17 protein-coding genes are annotated in these 20,268 nt (G+C 50.6%); 14 read left to right on the top strand and 3 right to left on the bottom strand.

The window, feature by feature from the left end; translation table 11 throughout:
- The first annotated feature begins 133 nt into the window (after positions 1 to 133).
- The 13 genes from PsWM33_RS23865 to PsWM33_RS23925 all read left to right on the top strand — a co-directional run bounded on the left by PsWM33_RS23865 (position 134) and on the right by PsWM33_RS23925 (position 16,625).
- Positions 134 to 1,447: an acetylornithine deacetylase/succinyl-diaminopimelate desuccinylase family protein gene (locus PsWM33_RS23865; RefSeq protein ID WP_063301875.1), complete on the top strand. Its 1,314-nt coding sequence runs from the start codon at positions 134 to 136 to the stop codon at positions 1,445 to 1,447.
- 20 nt (positions 1,448 to 1,467) lie between these two features.
- Complete coding sequence (locus tag PsWM33_RS23870) at positions 1,468 to 2,979, top strand: ABC transporter substrate-binding protein (RefSeq protein WP_063301876.1); 1,512 nt, start codon at positions 1,468 to 1,470, stop codon at positions 2,977 to 2,979.
- A 197-nt stretch (positions 2,980 to 3,176) separates the two neighbouring features.
- A complete protein-coding gene (locus tag PsWM33_RS23875) occupies positions 3,177 to 4,124 on the top strand; it encodes an ABC transporter permease (RefSeq protein ID WP_063301877.1) in 948 nt (315 codons plus the stop codon).
- A complete protein-coding gene (locus tag PsWM33_RS23880) occupies positions 4,121 to 5,005 on the top strand; it encodes an ABC transporter permease (protein ID WP_063301878.1) in 885 nt (294 codons plus the stop codon). The genes PsWM33_RS23875 and PsWM33_RS23880 overlap by 4 nt, the downstream gene beginning before the upstream one ends.
- A complete protein-coding gene (locus PsWM33_RS23885) occupies positions 5,002 to 6,639 on the top strand; it encodes an ABC transporter ATP-binding protein (RefSeq protein WP_063301879.1) in 1,638 nt (545 codons plus the stop codon). Before PsWM33_RS23880 ends, PsWM33_RS23885 begins: the two co-directional genes overlap by 4 nt.
- Before the next feature lie 72 nt (positions 6,640 to 6,711).
- Positions 6,712 to 7,410: a class II aldolase/adducin family protein gene (locus PsWM33_RS23890; RefSeq protein WP_063301880.1), complete on the top strand. Its 699-nt coding sequence runs from the start codon at positions 6,712 to 6,714 to the stop codon at positions 7,408 to 7,410.
- Between the two features lie 67 nt (positions 7,411 to 7,477).
- Entirely contained in the window at positions 7,478 to 8,410 is a 933-nt protein-coding gene (locus PsWM33_RS23895) for an ROK family protein (protein WP_063301881.1), read from the top strand.
- Positions 8,411 to 8,482: 72 nt separating this feature from the next.
- Positions 8,483 to 9,637, top strand: a complete 1,155-nt coding sequence (gene argE, locus PsWM33_RS23900; RefSeq protein WP_063301882.1) for an acetylornithine deacetylase — start codon at positions 8,483 to 8,485, stop codon at positions 9,635 to 9,637.
- Between the two features lie 382 nt (positions 9,638 to 10,019).
- Complete coding sequence (locus tag PsWM33_RS23905; protein ID WP_193778463.1) at positions 10,020 to 11,087, top strand: glycosyltransferase family 87 protein; 1,068 nt, start codon at positions 10,020 to 10,022, stop codon at positions 11,085 to 11,087.
- A 327-nt stretch (positions 11,088 to 11,414) separates the two neighbouring features.
- Positions 11,415 to 13,577: an anthranilate synthase gene (locus PsWM33_RS23910; RefSeq protein WP_063301884.1), complete on the top strand. Its 2,163-nt coding sequence runs from the start codon at positions 11,415 to 11,417 to the stop codon at positions 13,575 to 13,577.
- 404 nt (positions 13,578 to 13,981) lie between these two features.
- Positions 13,982 to 15,001: an ABC transporter substrate-binding protein gene (locus PsWM33_RS23915; protein WP_063301885.1), complete on the top strand. Its 1,020-nt coding sequence runs from the start codon at positions 13,982 to 13,984 to the stop codon at positions 14,999 to 15,001.
- A 63-nt stretch (positions 15,002 to 15,064) separates the two neighbouring features.
- Complete coding sequence (locus PsWM33_RS23920; protein ID WP_063301947.1) at positions 15,065 to 15,832, top strand: ABC transporter ATP-binding protein; 768 nt, start codon at positions 15,065 to 15,067, stop codon at positions 15,830 to 15,832.
- A complete protein-coding gene (locus PsWM33_RS23925; protein WP_063301886.1) occupies positions 15,825 to 16,625 on the top strand; it encodes an ABC transporter permease in 801 nt (266 codons plus the stop codon). Before PsWM33_RS23920 ends, PsWM33_RS23925 begins: the two co-directional genes overlap by 8 nt.
- Positions 16,626 to 16,667: 42 nt before the next feature.
- Here PsWM33_RS23925 and PsWM33_RS23930 read toward each other — a convergent pair whose 3' ends face one another.
- Positions 16,668 to 17,129, bottom strand: coding sequence for an SRPBCC family protein (locus PsWM33_RS23930; RefSeq protein ID WP_063296316.1), 462 nt, complete (start codon positions 17,127 to 17,129; stop codon positions 16,668 to 16,670).
- Positions 17,101 to 17,439, bottom strand: coding sequence for an ArsR/SmtB family transcription factor (locus tag PsWM33_RS23935; protein ID WP_063296315.1), 339 nt, complete (start codon positions 17,437 to 17,439; stop codon positions 17,101 to 17,103). The genes PsWM33_RS23930 and PsWM33_RS23935 overlap by 29 nt, the downstream gene beginning before the upstream one ends.
- Positions 17,440 to 17,677: 238 nt before the next feature.
- On the opposite strand from PsWM33_RS23935, the gene PsWM33_RS23940 reads away from it, so the two are divergent.
- A complete protein-coding gene (locus tag PsWM33_RS23940) occupies positions 17,678 to 18,328 on the top strand; it encodes a peroxiredoxin (protein WP_063296314.1) in 651 nt (216 codons plus the stop codon).
- A gap of 83 nt (positions 18,329 to 18,411) precedes the next feature.
- On the opposite strand, the gene ilvD is transcribed toward PsWM33_RS23940, so the two are convergent.
- On the bottom strand, positions 18,412 to 20,259 hold the full coding sequence (ilvD, locus tag PsWM33_RS23945; RefSeq protein WP_063301887.1) for a dihydroxy-acid dehydratase: 1,848 nt from the start codon (positions 20,257 to 20,259) through the stop codon (positions 18,412 to 18,414).
- Between the last annotated feature and the right edge of the window lie 9 nt (positions 20,260 to 20,268).

Here is a 20,268-nt window from a genome sequence, read left to right on the forward strand (position 1 = left end):
TCTCGAAAATAATTAAGGCTTTTTACCAGTCTGCGTGCTCCGAGATACTCCATTATTTTTCAGGGGTATTCAGTCGATTTGGGAACGGTCACGATATCACTTAATTCATTTAAGCATTTGTTCTGGGGGGAAGATGCGGGAGGAATTAAGCCAATCCGTTGAGCGGAAAGTGGATGAGCTTGTTGCGCTCACTCGTGACCTGATAGCTTTTCCGACAATCAACCCTCCCGGAGAAGCTTATCGTCCCTGTGCAGAGTTCATCGGCGAGCGCTTGAAGCGTAAAGGCTTTGCTGTCGAGTATGTCAGAGGAGAGAGCACCCCTGGAGACTCTGACCGCTACCCGCGTATCAATGTCATTTGTCGCTATGAAGGTCGCGGTCCCGGTCCTTGTGTCCACTTCAACTCCCATATTGATGTTGTCGAGGTGGGGTATGGCTGGACGGTTGATCCCTTTGCTGGCGTGGTAAAGGACGGAAAGGTCTTTGGGCGCGGTGCCTGTGATATGAAAGGTGGGATGGCTTCTTCCATAATCGCGGCAGAGAGTCTGATTGAATGTTTCCCAGAGTTTTGTGGTGCCATCGAGATATCAGGAACGGTTGATGAGGAATCCGGCGGCCTTGGCGGTGTGGCTTATCTTGCCAGACATGGCTACTTTTCCAAACCACGTGTCGACCATGTGATCATCCCCGAACCTTTGCACAAGGATCAGGTTTGTCTTGGGCACCGAGGGGTGTGGTGGAGTGAAATTGAGACGCGTGGTTCGATTGCTCACGGCTCAATGCCGTTTTTGGGTGACAGCGCAATTCGTCACATGAGTGCTTTCCTGAATGTGCTGGAAAACGAGCTTTACCCTGCGCTCAGCAAAAAACAAACACAAATGCCGGTTATTCCTAGAGGCGCCCGATCATCCACGTTAAATATCAATTCCTTACATGGCGGGCAGGATGAAGGATACGATGGTCTTCCCTCCCCTTGCGTTGCAGATAGTTGCCGCATCATACTGGATCGTCGATTCCTGATTGAGGAGCCTCTGGAGGATGTAAAACAAGAGATAGTTGAAATATTAGAAAATCTGCGTAAAACACGTAGAAATTTCGAATATGAACTTAAGGATCTCCTTGAAGTTCTCCCCGTGATGGCAGAGAAGGACTCCCCAGTCGCTCGCGCTGTTGCAGGCGGAATTAAAGACGTGCTTCAAAAGGATGCATCATATGTTGTCTCTCCGGGGACTTATGATCAGAAGCACATAACACGATTGGGCCACTTGCACGATTGTATTGCGTATGGTCCAGGCAAACTTGAGATGGCGCATAGGCCGGACGAATTTGTTGGAATTGAGGATCTCGTTGACAGCACCAAAGTGATGGCGCTGGCCGCGTACTCTCTTTTGACGGAGCCTGATGCAAGACCAATAACAAGAACACTGTCTGATCACGTGCACTCTTAAAGTATAAGGGACGGAATGGAATGCATGCAAAGTCATTAAAAAGCCGGCTGCTTTGCCTTGCCGGAGGCGCGGCCCTCGTCCTTGCTGCACTAACAGGTGCGCACGGTTCTGCTGAAGCCAAATCTTCCCTGTCTTTGGGAATGGTACTCGAACCACCGCATCTTGATGCAACTGCAGGGGCTGCAGCTGCTATCGATGAAGTGGTCTATCAAAACGTTTTTCAAGGCCTGACACGTATCGGGCCAGACGGAAGTGTTCTGCCCTCTCTCGCCAAATCGTGGGATGTGAGCGAAGACGGCATGACCTATCGCTTCCATTTGCAGACGGGTGTCCTCTTTCATGATGGAACGCCGTTTTCTGCTGATGACGTAAAGTTTTCCTTGGATCGTGCACGCGCTGAAGGCAGCGTAAATGCACAGAAGCCGCTCTTTGCAGCGATCTCTGATGTGGTTGTCGTAGATCCGCAAACCGTTGACATCAAGCTCACTACGCCAAGCGGAAATCTTGCTTACAATCTGGCTTGGGGCGATGCGGTAATTGTATCTCCTAAAACGGCTGAGACAAACAAGACGCAGCCTGTAGGCACTGGACCGTTCAAGTTTGACCGTTGGATGAAGGGGCAGGAAATTCGGATTTCCCGTTTCGACCAGTATTGGGGTGAACAACCGAAGCTGGAAAAAGCCTCCTTCCGTTTCATCTCTGATCCTAATGCCGCCTTTGCTGCAATGATCTCTGGCGATCTGGATGCGTTCCCGACATTTTCCGCTCCAGAAACCATTATTCAGTTTCAAGCGGACCCACGCTTTGAAGTTGCTATTGGCACGACTGAGGGTGAAACCATCCTTGCGATGAACAACACTCGCGGCCCGCTCAAGAACAAGCTCGTGCGTCAGGCAATCTCGCATGCGGTCAATAAGCAAGCCCTGATTGACGGGGCTATGTTTGGACTTGGTACGCCAATTGGAACGCACTTTGCTCCGCACCATCCCGCTTATAATGATCTGACGGGGCTTTACCCTTACGATCCGGCAAAAGCGAAAGAACTTCTTGCCAAAGCTGGGTATCCAGATGGCTTCAGCGCAACGCTGAAACTGCCACCACCGACCTATGCCCGTCGTGGTGGTGAGCTGATTGCCTCTGATCTGAAGAAGATCGGCATTGATTTGAAGATCGTGCCTGTTGAATGGGCGCAGTGGCTTTCCGAGGTCTTCAAGGAAACCAATTACGATTTCACGATCGTTTCTCATGTTGAGCCGATGGATATTGGTATCTATGCGCGCGATAAGTACTACTTCAACTACAACAGTGATGCTTTCAAACAACTGATTGAAGAGCTGAATGTGACTGTTGACGAAGAGAAGCGGTATGAGCTTTTGAAGCAGGCACAGCAAGTCATCTCCGAGGATGCTGTGAACGTCTACCTGTTCCAGTTGGCGAAGTCTGCTGTGTGGAATGCCAATGTGAAGGGGCTTTGGCGGAACTCCCCGACACCGGGTAACGATCTATCACAGGTCTATTGGGCGAATAACTAAAAACACCTAGCAAATACACGTAGATATTTGCACAGGACTGCGGTTGCAACCGCAATCGCAGTCCTTCTCAATTGCTATTCCAAATTATATGGTTTAAGCGGTTGCCAAACTGACAGTTACTTTAGGGGTAACCCTTTTCTCTCATTGTGCAATTTGCTTGTGCAACGCAAGTTTGATTGGTTTAGCGGATTTGTCCGATGCTCTGGTTTGCGTTCCTTCGTCTCATAGGCTTACTGACAACTCTCCTGGCCGCAAGCCTCGTCATCTTCGTTGTGCTTGAGGTTATTCCCGGTGATCCGGCTGAAGTGATGCTTGGGCTGAATGCGCAGCCTGACACACTCGCAGCTCTGCGCGCTGAACTTGGCCTCAACGCTCCTTTATCCACCCGCTATATGAACTGGTTGCTGGGCATGTTGCGGGGTGAATTTGGTGTGAGTTACACATATTCAGTTCCGGTCTCTGAACTGATCGACGAACGCATTCAGGTCAGCCTTCCACTTGCGACTGGCGCACTGATCCTCTCGACAGTCATCGCTATACCAATCGGCGTTTACTCTGCCCGCTATCACGGCAAGGTCATCGACACGGGTATTATGTCCATTGCCCAGATCGGCATTGCTATCCCGAACTTCTGGATTGCCATTTTGCTGGTTTACGTGTTTGCGATTGTACTGAGGGTTTTGCCATCTGGTGGTTTCCCGGGCTGGGATGTAAGCTTCTTTGGCTCATTGCAGGCGCTCTTATTGCCTGTTATCGCGCTGGCTCTCCCCCAAGCGAGTATTCTGGCCCGCGTGATGCGCTCAGCCTTGCTGGATGTTTTGCATGAAGACTATATCCGTACAGCGCGCGCCAAAGGGCTCTCCAACAAAGCCACGCTTTGGAGACACGGCGTACGCAATGCTCTTATTCCGGTCCTGACTATTCTAGGTCTTCAGTTCTCTTTCCTGATCGCAGGTACGGTGATTATTGAAAACCTCTTTTACCTACCAGGCCTAGGGCGTCTGATTTTCCAAGGCATTACTCAGCGCGATCTGATCGTAGTGAAGAGCAGTGTCATGTTGCTCGTTGCTCTTACAATCTTTGTGACATTCCTTGTCGACATCGCCTACGCAGCCATTGATCCGAGACTGAGGCGACGTGCATGAATCAAGAACTCCCAAGTTATCCGCCGCTTGCCAGTTTTGACGAAATCTCCATCTGGAAGAAAGCCTTTCACAGTCGTTCTTTCGTGATCGGGGCAGTGCTTGCTCTCGTTATTCTCATTGCCGGGGTTACTTCCGTCTTCTGGACACCCTATGCCATCGATGTTCTGGATGTTTCCAAGCGCCTTAAGCCGATGAGTTCTGAATTCTGGTTTGGGACGGATCAGTATGGTCGCGATATCTTCTCCATGCTGATGGTTGGCGCCCGCACCTCCATTATTGTAGCGCTGATTGCTGTTGGCATCGGCATGCTGATTGGCGTGCCATTGGGACTACTGGCAGCGGCCCAAAAGGGCTTTCTGGAAGAACTGGTGATGCGCACCAATGATCTGATTTTCGCATTTCCTTCTCTGCTTTCTGCTGTGCTCATCACATCCATTTTTGGACCAGGAACAATCAACGCTGTAATTGCGATTGGCATCTTCAATATTCCGGTTTTTGCCCGCGTTGCTCGTGGTGGCGCCTTGTCTCTTTCAGGACGCGAGTTTTTGCTTGCCGCCCGTCTTTCCGGCAAGAGCTCGTTTTTGATCACTCTGGAACACGTTATTCCGAACATTGCCAACCTGCTGATTGTACAGGCGACCATTCAACTTTCTCTTGCGATCCTTTCAGAGGCAGGCCTCTCCTATCTTGGTTTGGGGACGCAACCACCGATGGCGAGTTGGGGCCGCATGTTGTATGAGGCCCAGACCATGGTTGCCTTTGCACCACAACTGGCGCTTTATCCGGGATTTGCGATTATCTTTTCCGTTCTTGGTTTTAACCTGCTTGGCGATGGGCTTAGGGATTTGCTGGATCCTAAGATGCGGAGGAGAGTTGCGTGACCTCTGTTTTTTCCGCCACTGACCTTTGCGTTTCCATTTCTGGCAAGCCGATCCTGCGCAATGTGAGTTTTGACCTTGAGCAGGGCAAAATTCTCGGTCTCGTCGGCGAAAGTGGCTCTGGTAAATCCATGAGTGCGCTCTCAGCAATGCAGCTTTTACCAGAGGGTGCTCATCAGATTGGCGATCTGATGTTTGAGGGCAAGAGCCTCACGCGCGCTACAGATACAGAGATGACCCACGTACGTGGCAAAGACATCTCTATGGTCTTTCAGGAACCGCTGACCGCTCTCAACCCAACCCGCACTATTGGCGAGCAAGTTGCTGAAGGCCTTCGCTGGCATCAAGGTCTTACGCGCAAGGAAGCTATGGACCAGACCATCGATGTTCTGGAACGGGTTGGTCTTGGTCTTGCATATGGTTTGATTGATCGTTTCCCTCACCAGCTTTCCGGCGGACAGAGGCAGCGCGTTGTCATCGCCATTGCTATCGCCTGTAATCCCAAGGTGTTGATTGCTGATGAGCCGACCACCGCACTTGATGTGACGGTTCAAGCGCAGATCCTGACATTGCTGAAAGACATCGTGCGCAAAGAACAGATGGCCATGCTGCTCATTTCGCATGATCTGGCAGTTGTTGCTGACATGGCGGACACTGTTGCGATTATGAAGGACGGGGTGATTGTTGAGCGCGGCCCGACTTGCGAGCTGTTCGACAACCTTTCTCACCCCTATTCCAAAAAGCTGTTTGAAGCCTCCAACCACGTACCTGTTCCACGGCAAGAGCCAGTTGACGAGGTCACACAGCCACTCTTGCAGGTAAGCAATGTGCTGCGGGAATATCCTCTCCCTCGCGCCAGCATCTTCACACGCAGACAGTGGCACCGGGCCGTGCAGCATGTCTCCTTCCACGTCGCCCCTCGTCAGAGCATGGGACTGGTGGGTGAAAGTGGATGCGGTAAATCCACCCTTGCGCGCACTATTTTGGGACTGACGCCTCCGAACGCTGGCCATATCCAGTTTCTTGGCAAAGACCCCTACTCGGTTTCACGAAAAGACCGTCAGGATTTGCAGCTGGGTATTCAGGCCGTGTTCCAGGATCCTTATGGAAGCTTTGATCCGCGACATACGGTTGAACGTACAGTGGGTGAGCCATTGCACCTCATGCGTAACGAACTGTCTCGTTTTCAACGTAAAAAACGCGTTCATGAGGTTTTGGAAAGCGTGGGGCTTTCTTCTGCAGATGCCAACAAATATCCGCACGAATTTTCTGGCGGACAACGGCAGCGTATTGCGATTGCGCGTGCGCTGGTCACCAATCCAAGCCTGATCGTCGCGGATGAACCCGTTTCTGCGCTTGATGTTTCCATCAGAGCACAAATTCTGGATCTCTTTGCAGATTTGCGTGATCGGCTGGGTATGGCTTATCTGTTCATTTCACACGATCTTTCTGTTGTGCAGGCTATCACCGACCGGGTGATTGTGATGAACGCTGGCCGGATTGTTGAAGAAGGTCCAACCGAAGAAGTCTTTTCCAATCCCAAACATCCTTACACACGTATCCTTGTTTCTGCGGCACCAGACCTCAACGAAGCCTTGCGCAGGCGCAGAGAAAAAGAGAACAAAGATACGCATTGAGCGCTATTGCCTGAAGTAAGCCAGTGCAGCTAGCCTTGCATTTGCTCAGGCTACAGCTATCGGAGACATGTTATGACAACAGCTGAGAACCAGCTTCGCCGGGAAGTTATAAGAACGGCGCGTGCTTTACAAAGCACTGGTTTGACACATGGAACCTCCGGCAACGTGAGCGCCCGATATGAAAACGGTATGCTCATCACCCCTTCTGGCATTCCTTACGAAGACCTGGAGATCAAGAAGATTGTCTTCATGGATCTTGAAGGCGGATACTTTGGGGATTACTTGCCTTCCTCCGAGTGGCGCATGCATATGGACATCTACCGGAACTACAAAGATGCCGAGGCGGTTGTTCACTGCCATTCAGCCAGAGCGACCGCGCTTTCAACCCATAACAAAGGCATTCCGGCCTTTCATTACATGGTGGCTGTTGCTGGCGGTGATCAGATCAAATGCGCAGACTACGCAACGTTCGGGACCAAAGCCCTTTCTCATGCAATGATCAATGCGCTAGAAGACCGGAAGGCTTGCCTTTTGGCACATCATGGACAGATCGCTTTTGGTCCATCACTGTACAAAGCGTTTGGCCTTGCCGGTGAAGTGGAAGCATTGGCTGATCAGTACTTGTCTGCGCTGGTTCTGGGAGAACCTGCACCTCTTTCTCCAACTGAGATGAAAGAGATTTTGAGAAAATTTAAAAGCTACGGCAAACAGCTGGATGCATTGGATGGGAACGACGCAGGCGCTTTTGAAATGCCCCAGCGACGTGACTAATCCAGAAAAGAACAAAGAATACAGAGGCCAATGCCTTTTATGATTGTAATGGGGGAATGACTGGAACATGCGAATTGGACTTGACTGGGGTGGTACTAAAATTGAAGCGCTGGCACTTTCTAACGAAGGTGAAGAACTGTTTCGCAAACGCGTTCCAACTCCCAAGAACGATTATCAGGGTTGCGTAGAAGCTGTTATCGGACTGGTTGCTGCAACGGAGGCAGCCACTGGCGAAGTCGGCACAGTGGGCATTGGCATTCCGGGCTCTATCTCACCAAGCACAGGGCTGGTTAAGAACGCAAACTCCACTTGGATGAACGGCAAACCTCTCGATAAAGATCTTACAGATGCACTTGGCCGTGAAGTGCGCATTCAAAACGATGCCAATTGCATGGCGGTTTCTGAAGCCATTGATGGAGCGGGTGCAGGATGCGGAGTTGTTCACGGCATCATCATTGGCACTGGCTGTGGCTCAGGCATTGCGATTAATGGACGCCCCCATAAAGGCGCTAACGGCATTGGCGGCGAATGGGGCAACGTTACTGTGCCTTGGATGCAGGAAGGCGAGTTCCCAGGTCCGCTCAATTGGACCGGACACCACAGCACGATTGACCTTTTGTGCTCTGGCACAGGTTTCCAGTGGGATTATGAGAATGCTACTGGAAAACCGCTGAAGGGCAGCGAGATCATTGAGTTGATGCGCTCTGGCGACGAAGCTGCCATGGGCACCTATCAGCGTTATGTAAGCCGCTTGGGCCGCGCCTTGGCGATGGCAGCCAACATTTTAGATCCGGACTGTTTTGTACTCGCTGGTGGCATGTCTAACGTGGAAGAGATTTACAAGGATCTTCCTGCTGCGATGCGTCCTTACATTTTCTCTGATGGTTATGATTTTGATATCCGTAAGGCCAAACACGGCGACAGCTCTGGTGTGCGCGGAGCGGCATGGCTGTGGGGTAAAGGCGAAACAACGCTGCGGCATGTCAACGAAAGCTCGTAAACGTACTTTTCCTTATGGATTTCTCTTTCTATAGTCAGAACTCACGATTCCGATTTCCTGAAAGAAATTTCCATGACAATGACAAGCCAAGAAGTCCTTGCAAAGCTGGTTAGCTTTGACACGGTCAGCGCAAAAACCAATCTCCCCCTGATCAAGTGGATCGAAGAGTATCTTAATGATCTGGGGGTCTCTTCTTCCATACTGCCAGACGAGACAGGTGAGAAGGCGAGCCTATTTGCGACGATCGGTGGAGATGGGACCGATGGTTACATTCTTTCAGGCCACACAGATGTGGTGCCGGTTGAAGGACAAGACTGGAGCAGTAACCCGTTCTCCCTTCGCGAAGAAGACGGTCTGCTATACGGTCGCGGTTCCTGTGACATGAAAGGCTTTGTTGCGTGCTCTCTTGCCAAAGTGCCAGAGATGCTCAAGGCATCGCTGAACAAGCCGTTCCACCTCATGTTCTCTTATGACGAAGAAACTGGCTGCACCGGTGTTCAGCCTGTGCTTCATAAGTTGGCTGGCGAAGGGTTTCAGGCGGAAGCATGTTTCGTTGGTGAGCCGACTGAAATGCAGGTTGTGGTGGCACATAAATCCAAAGCCTCATACCGTGCTGTGTTTACCGGCCTTTCCTGCCACTCGTCTCTCGCACCACAGGGCGTAAACGCCGTGCATTATGGTGCTCGCCTTGTTGCAAAACTGGAAGAGATGGCACGGGAACTGGCAGCAGGTCCTAGTGATGATCTGTTTGATTTACCGTACTCCACCGCTCACACAGGTGTCATGAAAGGTGGAACTGCACTCAACATTGTACCGGAACACTGCGAAGTGATTTTTGAGTTCCGCGTGCTGCCAACTGAAAGCCTTCAGGCTTGCATGGATGAGATCAGGCGTTATGCCACGGAGGAGCTTCTTCCTGAAATGCGCAAAGTTTCTGAAAAGGCAGATATCGAGCTCATTCCTTACTCTGAGATCCCAGGACTGGATACGGAAGTGGAAGCGGATGTGACTGTTCTGGCGAAGAAACTGGCTGGTCGCAACGACCACGCAAAAGTTGCTTATGGCACAGAAGCTGGCCTGATCCAGACCATCTTGAAAGTCCCAACCGTGGTGTGTGGCCCGGGCAGCATTGAGCAGGCCCACAAACCAGACGAGTACATCAAGCAATCCGAACTCGACAAATGCGACGGTTTCCTTGACCGCCTGATCCAGCACGCGTGTGCTTGAGAAAAGCCTTTAGAACATCGAAAGCCCGTTTCTGACGGGCTTTTTATTGCTTTTGAACATGATTCAAAGCGCTCTATCTCTTCGGCCTAAACAAGTCTCAACAAAATGGTAACGCTTTTCTGAAAATTAATAGGTAGTTATCGCATAACTTGATCAGGGAGCACTTCGTGGCATGTCCAGCAACAATAACGCCAGTGTAAAACTCAGCAAGAAGAGTTCCTCCGTAAAAAAAATTTAGCTCCGCTTTGTAAGGGATGGTGAGTGGTTTACATGGGATAGAGTAAGCTTCGCTAGCGGTTTTACTGCATTCATGCTATTCATCGCACTTATTTACTTGTTTGTGTTACCTAATCCTTTCACATCACCCAATGGTACACTCCTCATGGATTACCTGAGCTTTTGGCTCGCCGGACGCCAAGCCCTTACCGGAACTCCTGAGATTGTCTACCACCTTGATAGTTTTTCAGAACTCCAGTTTCGAACTACCGCATCAGATACAGTTTTTGCCTTTTTTTATCCTCCCACTTTCCAACTTCTCCAAATCCCATACTCATTTTTATCTGCAAAGATTGCTCACATCACATTCGTTGCCACAACATCTATCTTCCTATGGTACATTCTTCGGGCGATCTTAAGAAACGCGCTATGGGCAACCTGTCTCGTTGTGATACCTGCAAGTCTAAACAACGCCTTTCATGGTCAAAACGCAGCTTTAACAGCAGCCCTTTACGCACTATTTCTCATAAACATTGAACGGAAGCAGCCTGTTCTTGCAGGGATCGCTCTTGGTATCCTGACGATAAAACCTCAACTCGGCTTGCTCGCGCCCATTGCTCTCATTGCTAGCTATAATTGGCGTTGTTTCGCAAGCGCATCTATAACAAGCATTTTATTAGCTGGTGCAAGTCTTCTTGTACTTGGCAGCGAAGTTTGGATTAGTTTTGTTGGTCAAGTTCCCATTGCATCTAACGTAATGCAGAATGGCTTTGTAGATTGGGAAAAAATGATTTCCCTCTATTCCAGCCTACGTCAGTTCGACATCAATCACATTTATTCTTCAACCCTTCAAGCTTGCCTTGGATTGGTTTGTCTTGTTTGTGTTGCCTTTGCCTGGCACCAAACAACAGACATGACGATTAGAGCACCTGTTTTGATTGCGGGAACGCTATTAACCACGCCGTTTGCTTTGTCATACGATTTAACTCTGCTTATTGTGCCGTGCGCATTCGTCATCAGAAATGGGTTGGAGCAAGGCTTCCTTCCTTATGAAAAATTTATGTTGACTGCATTTATTGTTCTTTCAAGTTCAACCTCTTCTATTGCGATACAACTAGGGATCCCATTAGCCCCACTACTACCCTTTATTGTTTTTGTTTTAGGACTGCAGAGGTATTTTTATTACTCAAGTTTTTCAACTCAGATGAAGGCTACCAACACAATTAAACCGTAGAGCATTCCTAGACCGCCTTATCCAGCACGCGTGTGCTTAAGTTGAAAAGTGAGAGCTCTTCACGATGGGTTGAAGGGTTCTTCTTTTCATTGCTGGGTGCAATTTTGTTTCAGGAGTTGCACCTATGAGCTCCTTAGGTTATGAAAATCGCATGATGACTATGCAAGCACAAAACATGCTGTGGTGGTGGCGCCGGTGACGGTGGCTGAACACGCATGTCTTGTTGACCTGTAATTTCCAAGCCGCCGCATTTTCTGCAGGCGGCTTTGTTGTATCTACCGCCTCGCAAACATCGAAAACAGGTGTGCACGACCCGGAGGATTGACCATGCCGATTACGGCAGAACGGACTTATAAGAGCAAAGGCGGCGTTATCATCCGCCGTAAAAGCCGAAATGCTGATTATGCCGCTGGTACAAGCGAATGGATGGACAGGCTGGACCGTCAACGCGGTGCTGTGCTTTCCTCTTCCTACGAATATCCGGGCCGCTACACGCGCTGGGATATGGCGCTGGCCAACCCACCGCTGCTGATTGAATCCAACGATCGCAAGATTACAATTCAGGCGTTGAACGAGCGTGGACGCGTGTTGATGCCTGCCGTTCACTGCGCATTGGACGGTCACGAGGATATCGCAGATTTCAATGCAGACGAGTATCGCATTGATCTGACTATCAAGACGCCAGACAGAGCCTTTTCAGAGGAGGAGCGGTCGCGCCAGCCTTCAACCTTCTCCGTGGTGCGTACACTGGTCGATCTGTTCTCCTGTGACGACGATCAACTCGGGCTGTATGGCGCATTCGGATATGATCTGACGTTCCAGTTTGAGCCGATTAATCAGAAGCTGCAACGTCCTGACGACCAGCGGGACATGGTGTTGTTTCTGCCCGATGAAATCCTGATTGTTGACCACTATGGCCGTAAAGCCCATGTGCTGGAATACGATTTCGAGTTCAATGCCAAAACGACAGACGGTTTGCCGCGTGATGGTGAAGAAACACCCTACAAAGCAGCGACTGAAACTCCAGCACGGGGTGACCATGAGCCGGGTGAGTACGCTGATCTGGTGCGCTCTGCAGTCGATTATTTCAAGCGCGGTGATCTGTTTGAGACCGTACCTGGTCAAGTGTTCTATGAGCCTTGTAAAAACCCACCATCCGCCGTTTCCCGACGTTTGCAGCAGATCAACCCTTCGCCTTATTCCTTTTTCATCAACCTAGGCAACGCCGAATATCTGGTTGGTGCTTCTCCTGAGATGTATGTACGGGTGACTGGTGGTCGCCGTGTGGAGACATGCCCTATTTCCGGCACGATCCGCCGTGGCAAAAACGCGATTGAAGATGAAGCGCAAATCCGCAAGCTGCTGAACTCTGCCAAGGATGAAGCGGAACTGACCATGTGTTCTGACGTGGACCGGAACGATAAGAGCCGAATCTGTGTTCCAGAGTCTGTGCGTGTGATTGGTCGTCGTCAGATCGAGATGTATTCCCGTCTGATCCATACCGTGGATCACATTGAAGGCACTCTGCTTGATGGTAAGGATGCGTTGGATGCGTTCCTTTCTCATACATGGGCTGTAACTGTTACTGGTGCGCCGAAACGTTGGGCCATGCAGTTTATCGAGGATCACGAAAAGAGCTCTCGTGCATGGTATGGCGGCGCGATCGGTGCTGTGCTCTTTAATGGCGATATGAACACAGGTCTGACGCTGCGCACGGTGCGCATCAAGGATGGTGTGGCTCAGATCCGTGCCGGCGCAACGCTGCTTTATGACAGCATCCCAGAGGATGAAGAAGCTGAGACTGAGCTGAAAGCATCTGCGATGATTGCTGCGGTTCGCGAAGCTGGACTTGCGCTTACTTCTGAAGAGGAAGTGGTTAAGGCTAAACCGGGCAAAGGCAAGAAGATTCTACTCGTCGACCACGAAGACAGTTTCGTGCACACACTGGCAAATTACTTCCGTCAGACAGGCGCTGAGGTTGTGACTTACCGTAGTCCAGTGCTGGATGATGTCTTTGATCAGGTTCGTCCGGATCTGATCGTGTTGTCTCCTGGCCCAGGCTCTCCAAAGGACTTTGACTGCCGGGCTACCATCGAACGGGCCCGTGCACGCAAGCTGCCAATTTTTGGTGTGTGTCTTGGTCTGCAGGCGCTGACTGAAGCGTTTGGCGGTGAACTTGACCAGCTTGATGTGCCTGTGCATGGCAAGCCATCTCTTGTTTCCTTCAGTCACGGTTCCAAGCTGTTTGATGGGCTGAGTTCACCTGTCAGTGTTGGCCGTTATCACTCCTTGTTTGCTAAACGGGATGTGTTGCCAGATTGCTTTGAGGTAACCTCAGAGACCAAAGACGGTGTGATCATGGCAATTGAACACAAGAATGAGCCTATTGGCGCTGTTCAGTTCCATCCAGAGTCTATCATGTCCCTCGATCAAGACGGTGGTCACAAGATTATTGAAAATGTGATGGCCAAACTTCTTACCGGTGGCTAGATCGACTCTCTGACCAAATTGAATTCATCAATTGGACTAAATTAAAGGCCGGGATTGAGCGATCACTTCCGGCCTTTCTCCTAGAATTTTGTATAGATGGTTTATCTGCACGAAACCTAGAAGCATCTTTGGTCGCATTGTTGTGGAATTGCAGCATATAAATGCGCTGGATAGTGAAAGCGAACCTATTCAGATTGAGAATATTGCAAGTCTCATGTGCGCCGGGTTGCGTTATATGACTAATCTATGCACGATTGAAGTGATTGACGCAGTCATTTTCCATAGGGATCTATAGACTGCAAAAGATTTTTACTGCGTATCCTACCGGAGAACAGTTGCCACTTTTCGGGAATACGCTTTGATTGACGAGAGTTTGCTCTCAAGGTTCACTTAAGAGGATAAAGATGAAGGTACGCGGTATTTTAAGCGGCGTTTTGATGGGCGCAGCGGTTCTAACAGGAACGTTTGCGACTACAGCAACTGCAGCAGAGAAGATCACTGTCGGCGCCTTGCGCTTCACTTCTCATGCGGCGAATTTTGTTGCGTTTGAAAAGGGTTATTTCGACGAGGCTGGTCTGGAAGTTGAGTTCAAGTTCTTTCAGGCAGCACAACCAATGGCGCTTGCTATCGCCTCCGGCGATGTGGACTTCGGCCTTACCGCGATTTCCGGTGGCTTGATTAGTCTTGCAGACAAGGGCGCAGTGAAAATTGTTGGCGGCGCATTGCAGGAAGAAGCTGGCATTGACGGCCAGATGATCCTTGCTTCCAAAGCTGCGTTTGATGCAGGCCTGAAGGCACCGGCTGACCTGAAGGGCAAGAGCTTTGGTGTGACGACAGCAGGCTCGTCTTTCCATTACATGGCACATAAGATTGCGGATAAAGAGGGCTTTGACCGCAAAGACATCAAGATCCGTCCTCTTCAGAAGGTTGGTGCAGTGATTGGGGCACTGAAGAGTGGTCAAATTGATGCATGGTCAATTGTTCCGCACATCGCAAAGGGTTTGGCCAAGTCACCTCAGGTGGAGATGATCGGTAAAGTTTCTGATTACGTGCCAAATTATCAGGTAACCACTGTCTTCACTTCTACGAAGAACATTAATGACAATCCTGAGCTGGTTAAAACCTTCCTCGGTGCCTACTCCAAAGGCGCGGCTGACTTTAACGCGGCTCTGGTAGACAAATCCGCAGGTGATGCAGCCGCGGAAGACATGGTGAAGCTCATTCATAAGTACGTCTATGCTGATCGTCCTTATGAGAAAGCTGCTCCATCCATTCGCAATGGTGCGATGCGTCTTAACGAAGGTGCTGCGCTAAACATGGCGAGTGTGGAAGATCAGCTTAACTGGTTCAAGAGCGAGAAGCTGGTACCAGCAGGCGTAACACTCGATAAGCTGGTTGATGTGAAGTTCGTCGAAACCTTCTAATCCAACATACGCATTGCCCGCTGCGAGTGGGCAATGCCTTTTCCCATAATCCGGTTGGATTACATGCAAATTTCCATTGAAAAACTCTCGCATGCCTACGGCTCTGTCGAGGTCCTGAATGATATCAACCTGACCTTTGAACCCGGTGAAATTGCCGTGATCATCGGACCATCCGGTTGCGGAAAGTCTACGCTGCTGCGTCTGATGGGCGGTCTCGAAGAGCCGAGCAAGGGCGCTGCCTACATTGCAGGCCAGGCACCAGAAGGGTCTCTCAACCCTCTCACCTATATTTTTCAGGACTTCGCGCTGTTGCCTTGGCGCTCTGTGGCCGGCAACATCTCTTTGGTGCTTGAGGACCACACGCTCTCTAAACAGCAGAGCAAAGCGATCATTGATGATGTGCTTGCACGCACCAACCTCTCAGAGTTTCATGATGCACTTCCACGCCAGCTTTCCGGTGGGATGAAGCAGCGTGTAGCAATTGCGCGAGCGTTGGCAGTTAGCCCTGCCTTTCTTCTTATGGATGAACCTCTGTCAGCTTTGGACAGCCAGACACGAGAACTTCTGATGGATGATCTGGTGGCTCTTTGGGCCCGTGAGGCATTTTCTGCCTGTTATGTGACGCATAATCTTGCGGAAGCTGTTCGCCTTGGCCACAAGGTCATTGTGTTGTCTCGCCGCCCGGGCAAGGTTCGCGATGTTGTTGAGATCTCTATCCCTCTTGAAGAGCGCCGGGAGCGTGCTGTGGAGCTTGAGGAGGTGCAGCAGCAGTTATGGCATATGATGCGCGAAGAAGCTCTTGCTGCGGACAGGGAGATTACCGATGTCTGATCAGGTAAACCGCAAGAAAGTTCCTTTTCGTGGAGGCGGTTTCAAGCCACGTCCAATCCGTTTCGTTGCTCCATTTGTATTTCTGGCATTGGTGCTGTTCTGGGAGTTTGGTTCCCGTACAGGCATCATCAGCAATCTGGTTTTACCAGCGCCATCTGAAGCGTTTCAGGCCTTCTTAGATCTCTATAATTCGGGTTTATTCTGGAAGCACGTGAGCACAAGTCTTTATCGGCTTGTCTTTGGCTGGAGCATTGGAACAGCACTCGGCATTTTGGTGGGATTGCTGATTGGGCTGTTCTCATTGGCGCGATCCAGCCTATTGCCGCTCACCTCAGCGTTCTTCCCCATTCCGAAGATTGCCCTGCTGCCACTCTTCATCATCTGGTTTGGAATCGGGGAAGGTTCCAAAGTTGCGACAATCCTGTTTGGTACGTTTTTTCCTACAGTCATCGCCACATATGGCGGCGTTGATAATGTGGAGCGTGGGTTGATCCGCATGGGGCAATCCTTCGGTATGAGCTGGCTTTCCATTGTGCGGAAGATCATTTTGCCTGGTGCTCTACCAGCGATCCTTTCGGGTGCTCGGATCTCTGCTAGCATCGCTATTATTCTGCTTGTCGCCGCAGAGATGATTGGCGCAGAATATGGCATCGGCGCTTATGTGTTGATGGCTGGTTCCTTGTTCGCAACAGATCAGCTGATCGTCGGCGTTGCGATGCTTTCCATTTTGGGACTGTGCGTCAGTTGGTTAATCGGGAAGGCGGAAAAAGCCCTGCTGAACTGGCGCGGATAACAAACAGGCCTCGCTGGAGAAAAAACAGCGAGGCTTTGCTTCCTAAGCAGGACTGGAATTACACGCGTTTTTGAAATGCACCTCAAAAACGCTGACCCAGCCATTATTGTAGCTTTCGCGCATTGTGGAGCCGATTTCGCCCATCTTCTCCCAATCATGATGACTTAGAACCACTTTGGTACCCTCGCCGTCCTTCTCAAACGTCACATCCACACAGGTTGCCATGCTCTCCGGGTTGTTAATGTGCCAGAGAAACGAGAGGGCTTTTGAGGGCTGATAGATTTTGAGCGTTCCCCAGTCATGCCGCGTGCCATCCTTTGCGACTTCATATAGCTTGCCGCCTTCCTGCCGCTCACAAAAGACCTCAGGTAGTTCGCTGCCATTCATTGCTGTTACAGAATGAGTTTGAATTGGCCACCATTTACTGAAATCACCTGTAAAAACCTCGAAGGCTCTTTCTGGGCTACAGTCCACCCTAATCGTTTTCACCACTGGTGTGATCATGCCCCATCTCCTGTTGTTCGGTGACTTCAGTTGCAAAAGCGTTCAGGACGTCCTCCCAGAACTGATCAAGGTAGTCACGCAAAGGTGAGATGCCCTCACGCCTTACTGCGTAGAATCTCGACGTTCCGCGTTGATCGGCCTCCACCAGCCCAGCCCGTTCCAGCACTTTCAGATGCTGAGAGACAGCTGGCCGAGTGACGCCTTTTGCCTGTGAGAGTGCTTTGACATTCTTAGGCCCTGCCCGAAGATCTTCAAATATCTTGCGACGAGTATCATCTGCCAGCGCATGAAGGATATCTTGGTAAGTCATAACTTACGGTAAGCTTTGGCTAACGCAAAGTCAATTGATTAATATGTTTGATTGCATTAACAAATTCTATTGAGAGATCAGGTTGAAACTCTCCACGCTAATACTTCACAAAATTGTATCAAGAACTGAAAGCCGCTCCCATTGAATGCAGAAATTCGGTACTTAAATGTTATTGGTGCTGTGGGAGGTCCAAGGCCTTTTGAGCGATGCGCAGTACTGGATAAGAAGAGGATTACTCATGGTTTTACGCATTAACGATACTATCCCTAACCTTTCTGTAGAAACTGATCAGGGCGAAATCACCCTGCACGATTGGATTGGCGATAGCTGGGCAATTATCTTCTCGCATCCGAAAGACTTTACTCCGGTTTGCACTACCGAATTTGGAGCTGTGGCAAAGCTCAGTGAAGAATGGGCAAAGCGTAACACCAAAGTCCTTGGCGTTTCAGTTGATGGTGTAGAAGACCACAAGAAGTGGAAAGTCGACATTGAATCTGTTGGCGGAGCAAAGCCAGACTTTGCGATTGTAGCCGATGCTGGTCTTGAAATGGCCAAAGCCTTCGACATGCTGCCTGCTGAATATGTGCTTCCTGACGGCCGCACGCCTGCTGACTCAGCAACAGTTCGTTCCGTCTTCATCATTGGGCCGGACAAGCAAGTAAAACTGATGATGACCTACCCTATGACCGTTGGGCGAAATTTTGCAGAAATCTTGCGCGCTTTGGATGGACTACAGATGTCTGCCAAGGGCGTTGCAACGCCTGCTGACTGGACTGTTGGAGAGGATGTGATCGTGCCCCCAGCTGTCAGTACCGAAGACGCGGAAGTCAAGTTTGGCTCTGTGAAAACGGTCCTACCCTATCTGCGATATGTGAGTGCGCCAAGCTAAAAGCTCAAAACACGCTCCTGCAATAGAAAGCCCCGCAGAGATGATCTCCACGGGGCTTTTAAATGTCTTATTGAACCTAAGGCTTAGTCAACTTTGCGAACTGCGCCTTTGGATGCGCTAGTGGTCATGGCAGCATAGGCTTTCAGCGCGGTGGTAACCTTGCGCTTACGCACCTCAACAGGCTTCCATGCAGCATTCCCTTTTGCTTCCATCGCAGCGCGGCGGGAGGCAAGCTCTTCATCAGAAACACGCATCTCGATTTTGCGGTTTGGAATGTCGATATCAATCATATCGCCTTCTTCCAATAGACCGATATTGCCGCCTTCAGCTGCTTCCGGGGAGACATGACCAATGGACAAGCCGGAAGACCCACCAGAGAAGCGGCCATCTGTGATGAGTGCGCAGGCTTTGCCGAAGCCTTTGGACTTGAGGTAGCTGGTTGGATACAGCATTTCCTGCATGCCCGGACCGCCACGAGGGCCTTCGTAACGGATAAGAACGATGTCGCCCTCTTTCACCTTTCCAGTCAGGATCGCACTAACGGCTGTGTCCTGAGATTCAAAGATGCGTGCAGGGCCAGAGAATGTGAGAATGCTCTCATCTACACCAGCTGTCTTAACGATACAGCCGTCTTCTGCCAGATTGCCGTAGAGAACTGCCAGTCCGCCATCCTGTGAGAAGGCATGTTCTTTGGAGCGGATAACGCCGTTTTCACGATCCTCATCAACACCTTCGGCATAGCGGGAGCTCTGAGAGAACGCGACCTGTGTCGGCACACCACCAGGTGCTGCTGAGAAGAACTCGCGCACGCTTGTACTGTCTGTGCGTTTGATGTCCCAGCGCTCAAGAGCGTCGGCTAAGTCTTTGGCATGCACTGATTTTACTGAGGTATCGATGAGGCCTGCACGGTCCAGTTCACCCAGAATACCGAGGATACCACCTGCGCGGTGAATGTCTTCCATGTGGACGTTGGCGATCGATGGAGCCACCTTACACAGCACTGGTACGATACGAGACAGGCGGTCAATGTCTTCCATGGTGAAGTCCACTTCACCTTCCTGCGCTGCGGCCAGCAAATGCAGAACGGTGTTGGTGGAGCCACCCATCGCGATGTCCATAATCATTGCGTTTTCAAAGGCTTTGAAGTTTGCAATGTTACGCGGCAGTGCGCTCTCATCTTCCTGTTCGTAATAGCGTTTTGCCAGATCGACGATCAGGTGACCAGCTTCGATGAACAGGCGTTTACGGTCAGAATGCGTTGCCAGAGTGGAGCCATTGCCCGGAAGGGAAAGGCCCAGAGCTTCTGTCAGACAGTTCATGGAGTTTGCGGTGAACATGCCAGAACAGGACCCACATGTCGGGCATGCGCTGCGCTCGATGCTTTCAACGTCGCTGTCAGAAACGTTGTCATCAGCTGCTGCGATCATTGCGTCGACAAGGTCAACTTTGCGTTTTTCACCGTTTGCGAGCGTTACTTTGCCAGCTTCCATCGGTCCACCAGACACGAATACGGTTGGGATGTTCAGACGCAAAGACGCCATCAACATGCCTGGAGTGATCTTGTCACAGTTGGAGATACAGACCATGGCATCTGCGCAATGTGCGTTGACCATGTACTCTACAGAGTCGGCGATCAACTCACGAGATGGCAAGGAGTAGAGCATGCCGTCGTGGCCCATTGCGATGCCGTCATCGACTGCGATGGTGTTGAACTCTTTTGCGATACCGCCGGCCTGCTCAATTTCGCGAGCGACGAGCTGACCGAGGTCTTTCAAATGCACGTGGCCAGGCACGAACTGCGTGAAGGAGTTGACGACAGCAATAATTGGCTTGCCGAAGTCATTTTCTTTAACACCGGTTGCCCGCCACAGGCCTCTGGCGCCTGCCATGTTGCGGCCGTGTGTGGAAGTGCGCGAACGATAGTTTGGCATCGAAAACCC

Source organism: Pseudovibrio sp. WM33 (assembly GCF_001623165.1).
GTDB lineage: Bacteria > Pseudomonadota > Alphaproteobacteria > Rhizobiales > Stappiaceae > Pseudovibrio.

Bases quoted from the DNA above. Each gene is read 5' to 3' on its own strand.
- PsWM33_RS23865 (WP_063301875.1), top strand. From the start codon at position 134: ATGCGGGAGGAATTAAGCCAATCCGTTGAGCGGAAAGTGGATGAGCTT.
- PsWM33_RS23870 (WP_063301876.1), top strand. From the start codon at position 1,468: ATGCATGCAAAGTCATTAAAAAGCCGGCTGCTTTGCCTTGCCGGAGGC.
- PsWM33_RS23875 (WP_063301877.1), top strand. From the start codon at position 3,177: ATGCTCTGGTTTGCGTTCCTTCGTCTCATAGGCTTACTGACAACTCTC.
- PsWM33_RS23880 (WP_063301878.1), top strand. From the start codon at position 4,121: ATGAATCAAGAACTCCCAAGTTATCCGCCGCTTGCCAGTTTTGACGAA.
- PsWM33_RS23890 (WP_063301880.1), top strand. From the start codon at position 6,712: ATGACAACAGCTGAGAACCAGCTTCGCCGGGAAGTTATAAGAACGGCG.
- PsWM33_RS23895 (WP_063301881.1), top strand. From the start codon at position 7,478: ATGCGAATTGGACTTGACTGGGGTGGTACTAAAATTGAAGCGCTGGCA.
- argE (WP_063301882.1), top strand. From the start codon at position 8,483: ATGACAATGACAAGCCAAGAAGTCCTTGCAAAGCTGGTTAGCTTTGAC.
- PsWM33_RS23905 (WP_193778463.1), top strand. From the start codon at position 10,020: ATGGATTACCTGAGCTTTTGGCTCGCCGGACGCCAAGCCCTTACCGGA.
- PsWM33_RS23910 (WP_063301884.1), top strand. From the start codon at position 11,415: ATGCCGATTACGGCAGAACGGACTTATAAGAGCAAAGGCGGCGTTATC.
- PsWM33_RS23915 (WP_063301885.1), top strand. From the start codon at position 13,982: ATGAAGGTACGCGGTATTTTAAGCGGCGTTTTGATGGGCGCAGCGGTT.
- PsWM33_RS23920 (WP_063301947.1), top strand. From the start codon at position 15,065: ATGCAAATTTCCATTGAAAAACTCTCGCATGCCTACGGCTCTGTCGAG.
- PsWM33_RS23925 (WP_063301886.1), top strand. From the start codon at position 15,825: ATGTCTGATCAGGTAAACCGCAAGAAAGTTCCTTTTCGTGGAGGCGGT.
- PsWM33_RS23930 (WP_063296316.1), bottom strand. From the start codon at position 17,129: ATGATCACACCAGTGGTGAAAACGATTAGGGTGGACTGTAGCCCAGAA.
- PsWM33_RS23935 (WP_063296315.1), bottom strand. From the start codon at position 17,439: ATGACTTACCAAGATATCCTTCATGCGCTGGCAGATGATACTCGTCGC.
- PsWM33_RS23940 (WP_063296314.1), top strand. From the start codon at position 17,678: ATGGTTTTACGCATTAACGATACTATCCCTAACCTTTCTGTAGAAACT.
- ilvD (WP_063301887.1), bottom strand. From the start codon at position 20,259: ATGCCAAACTATCGTTCGCGCACTTCCACACACGGCCGCAACATGGCA.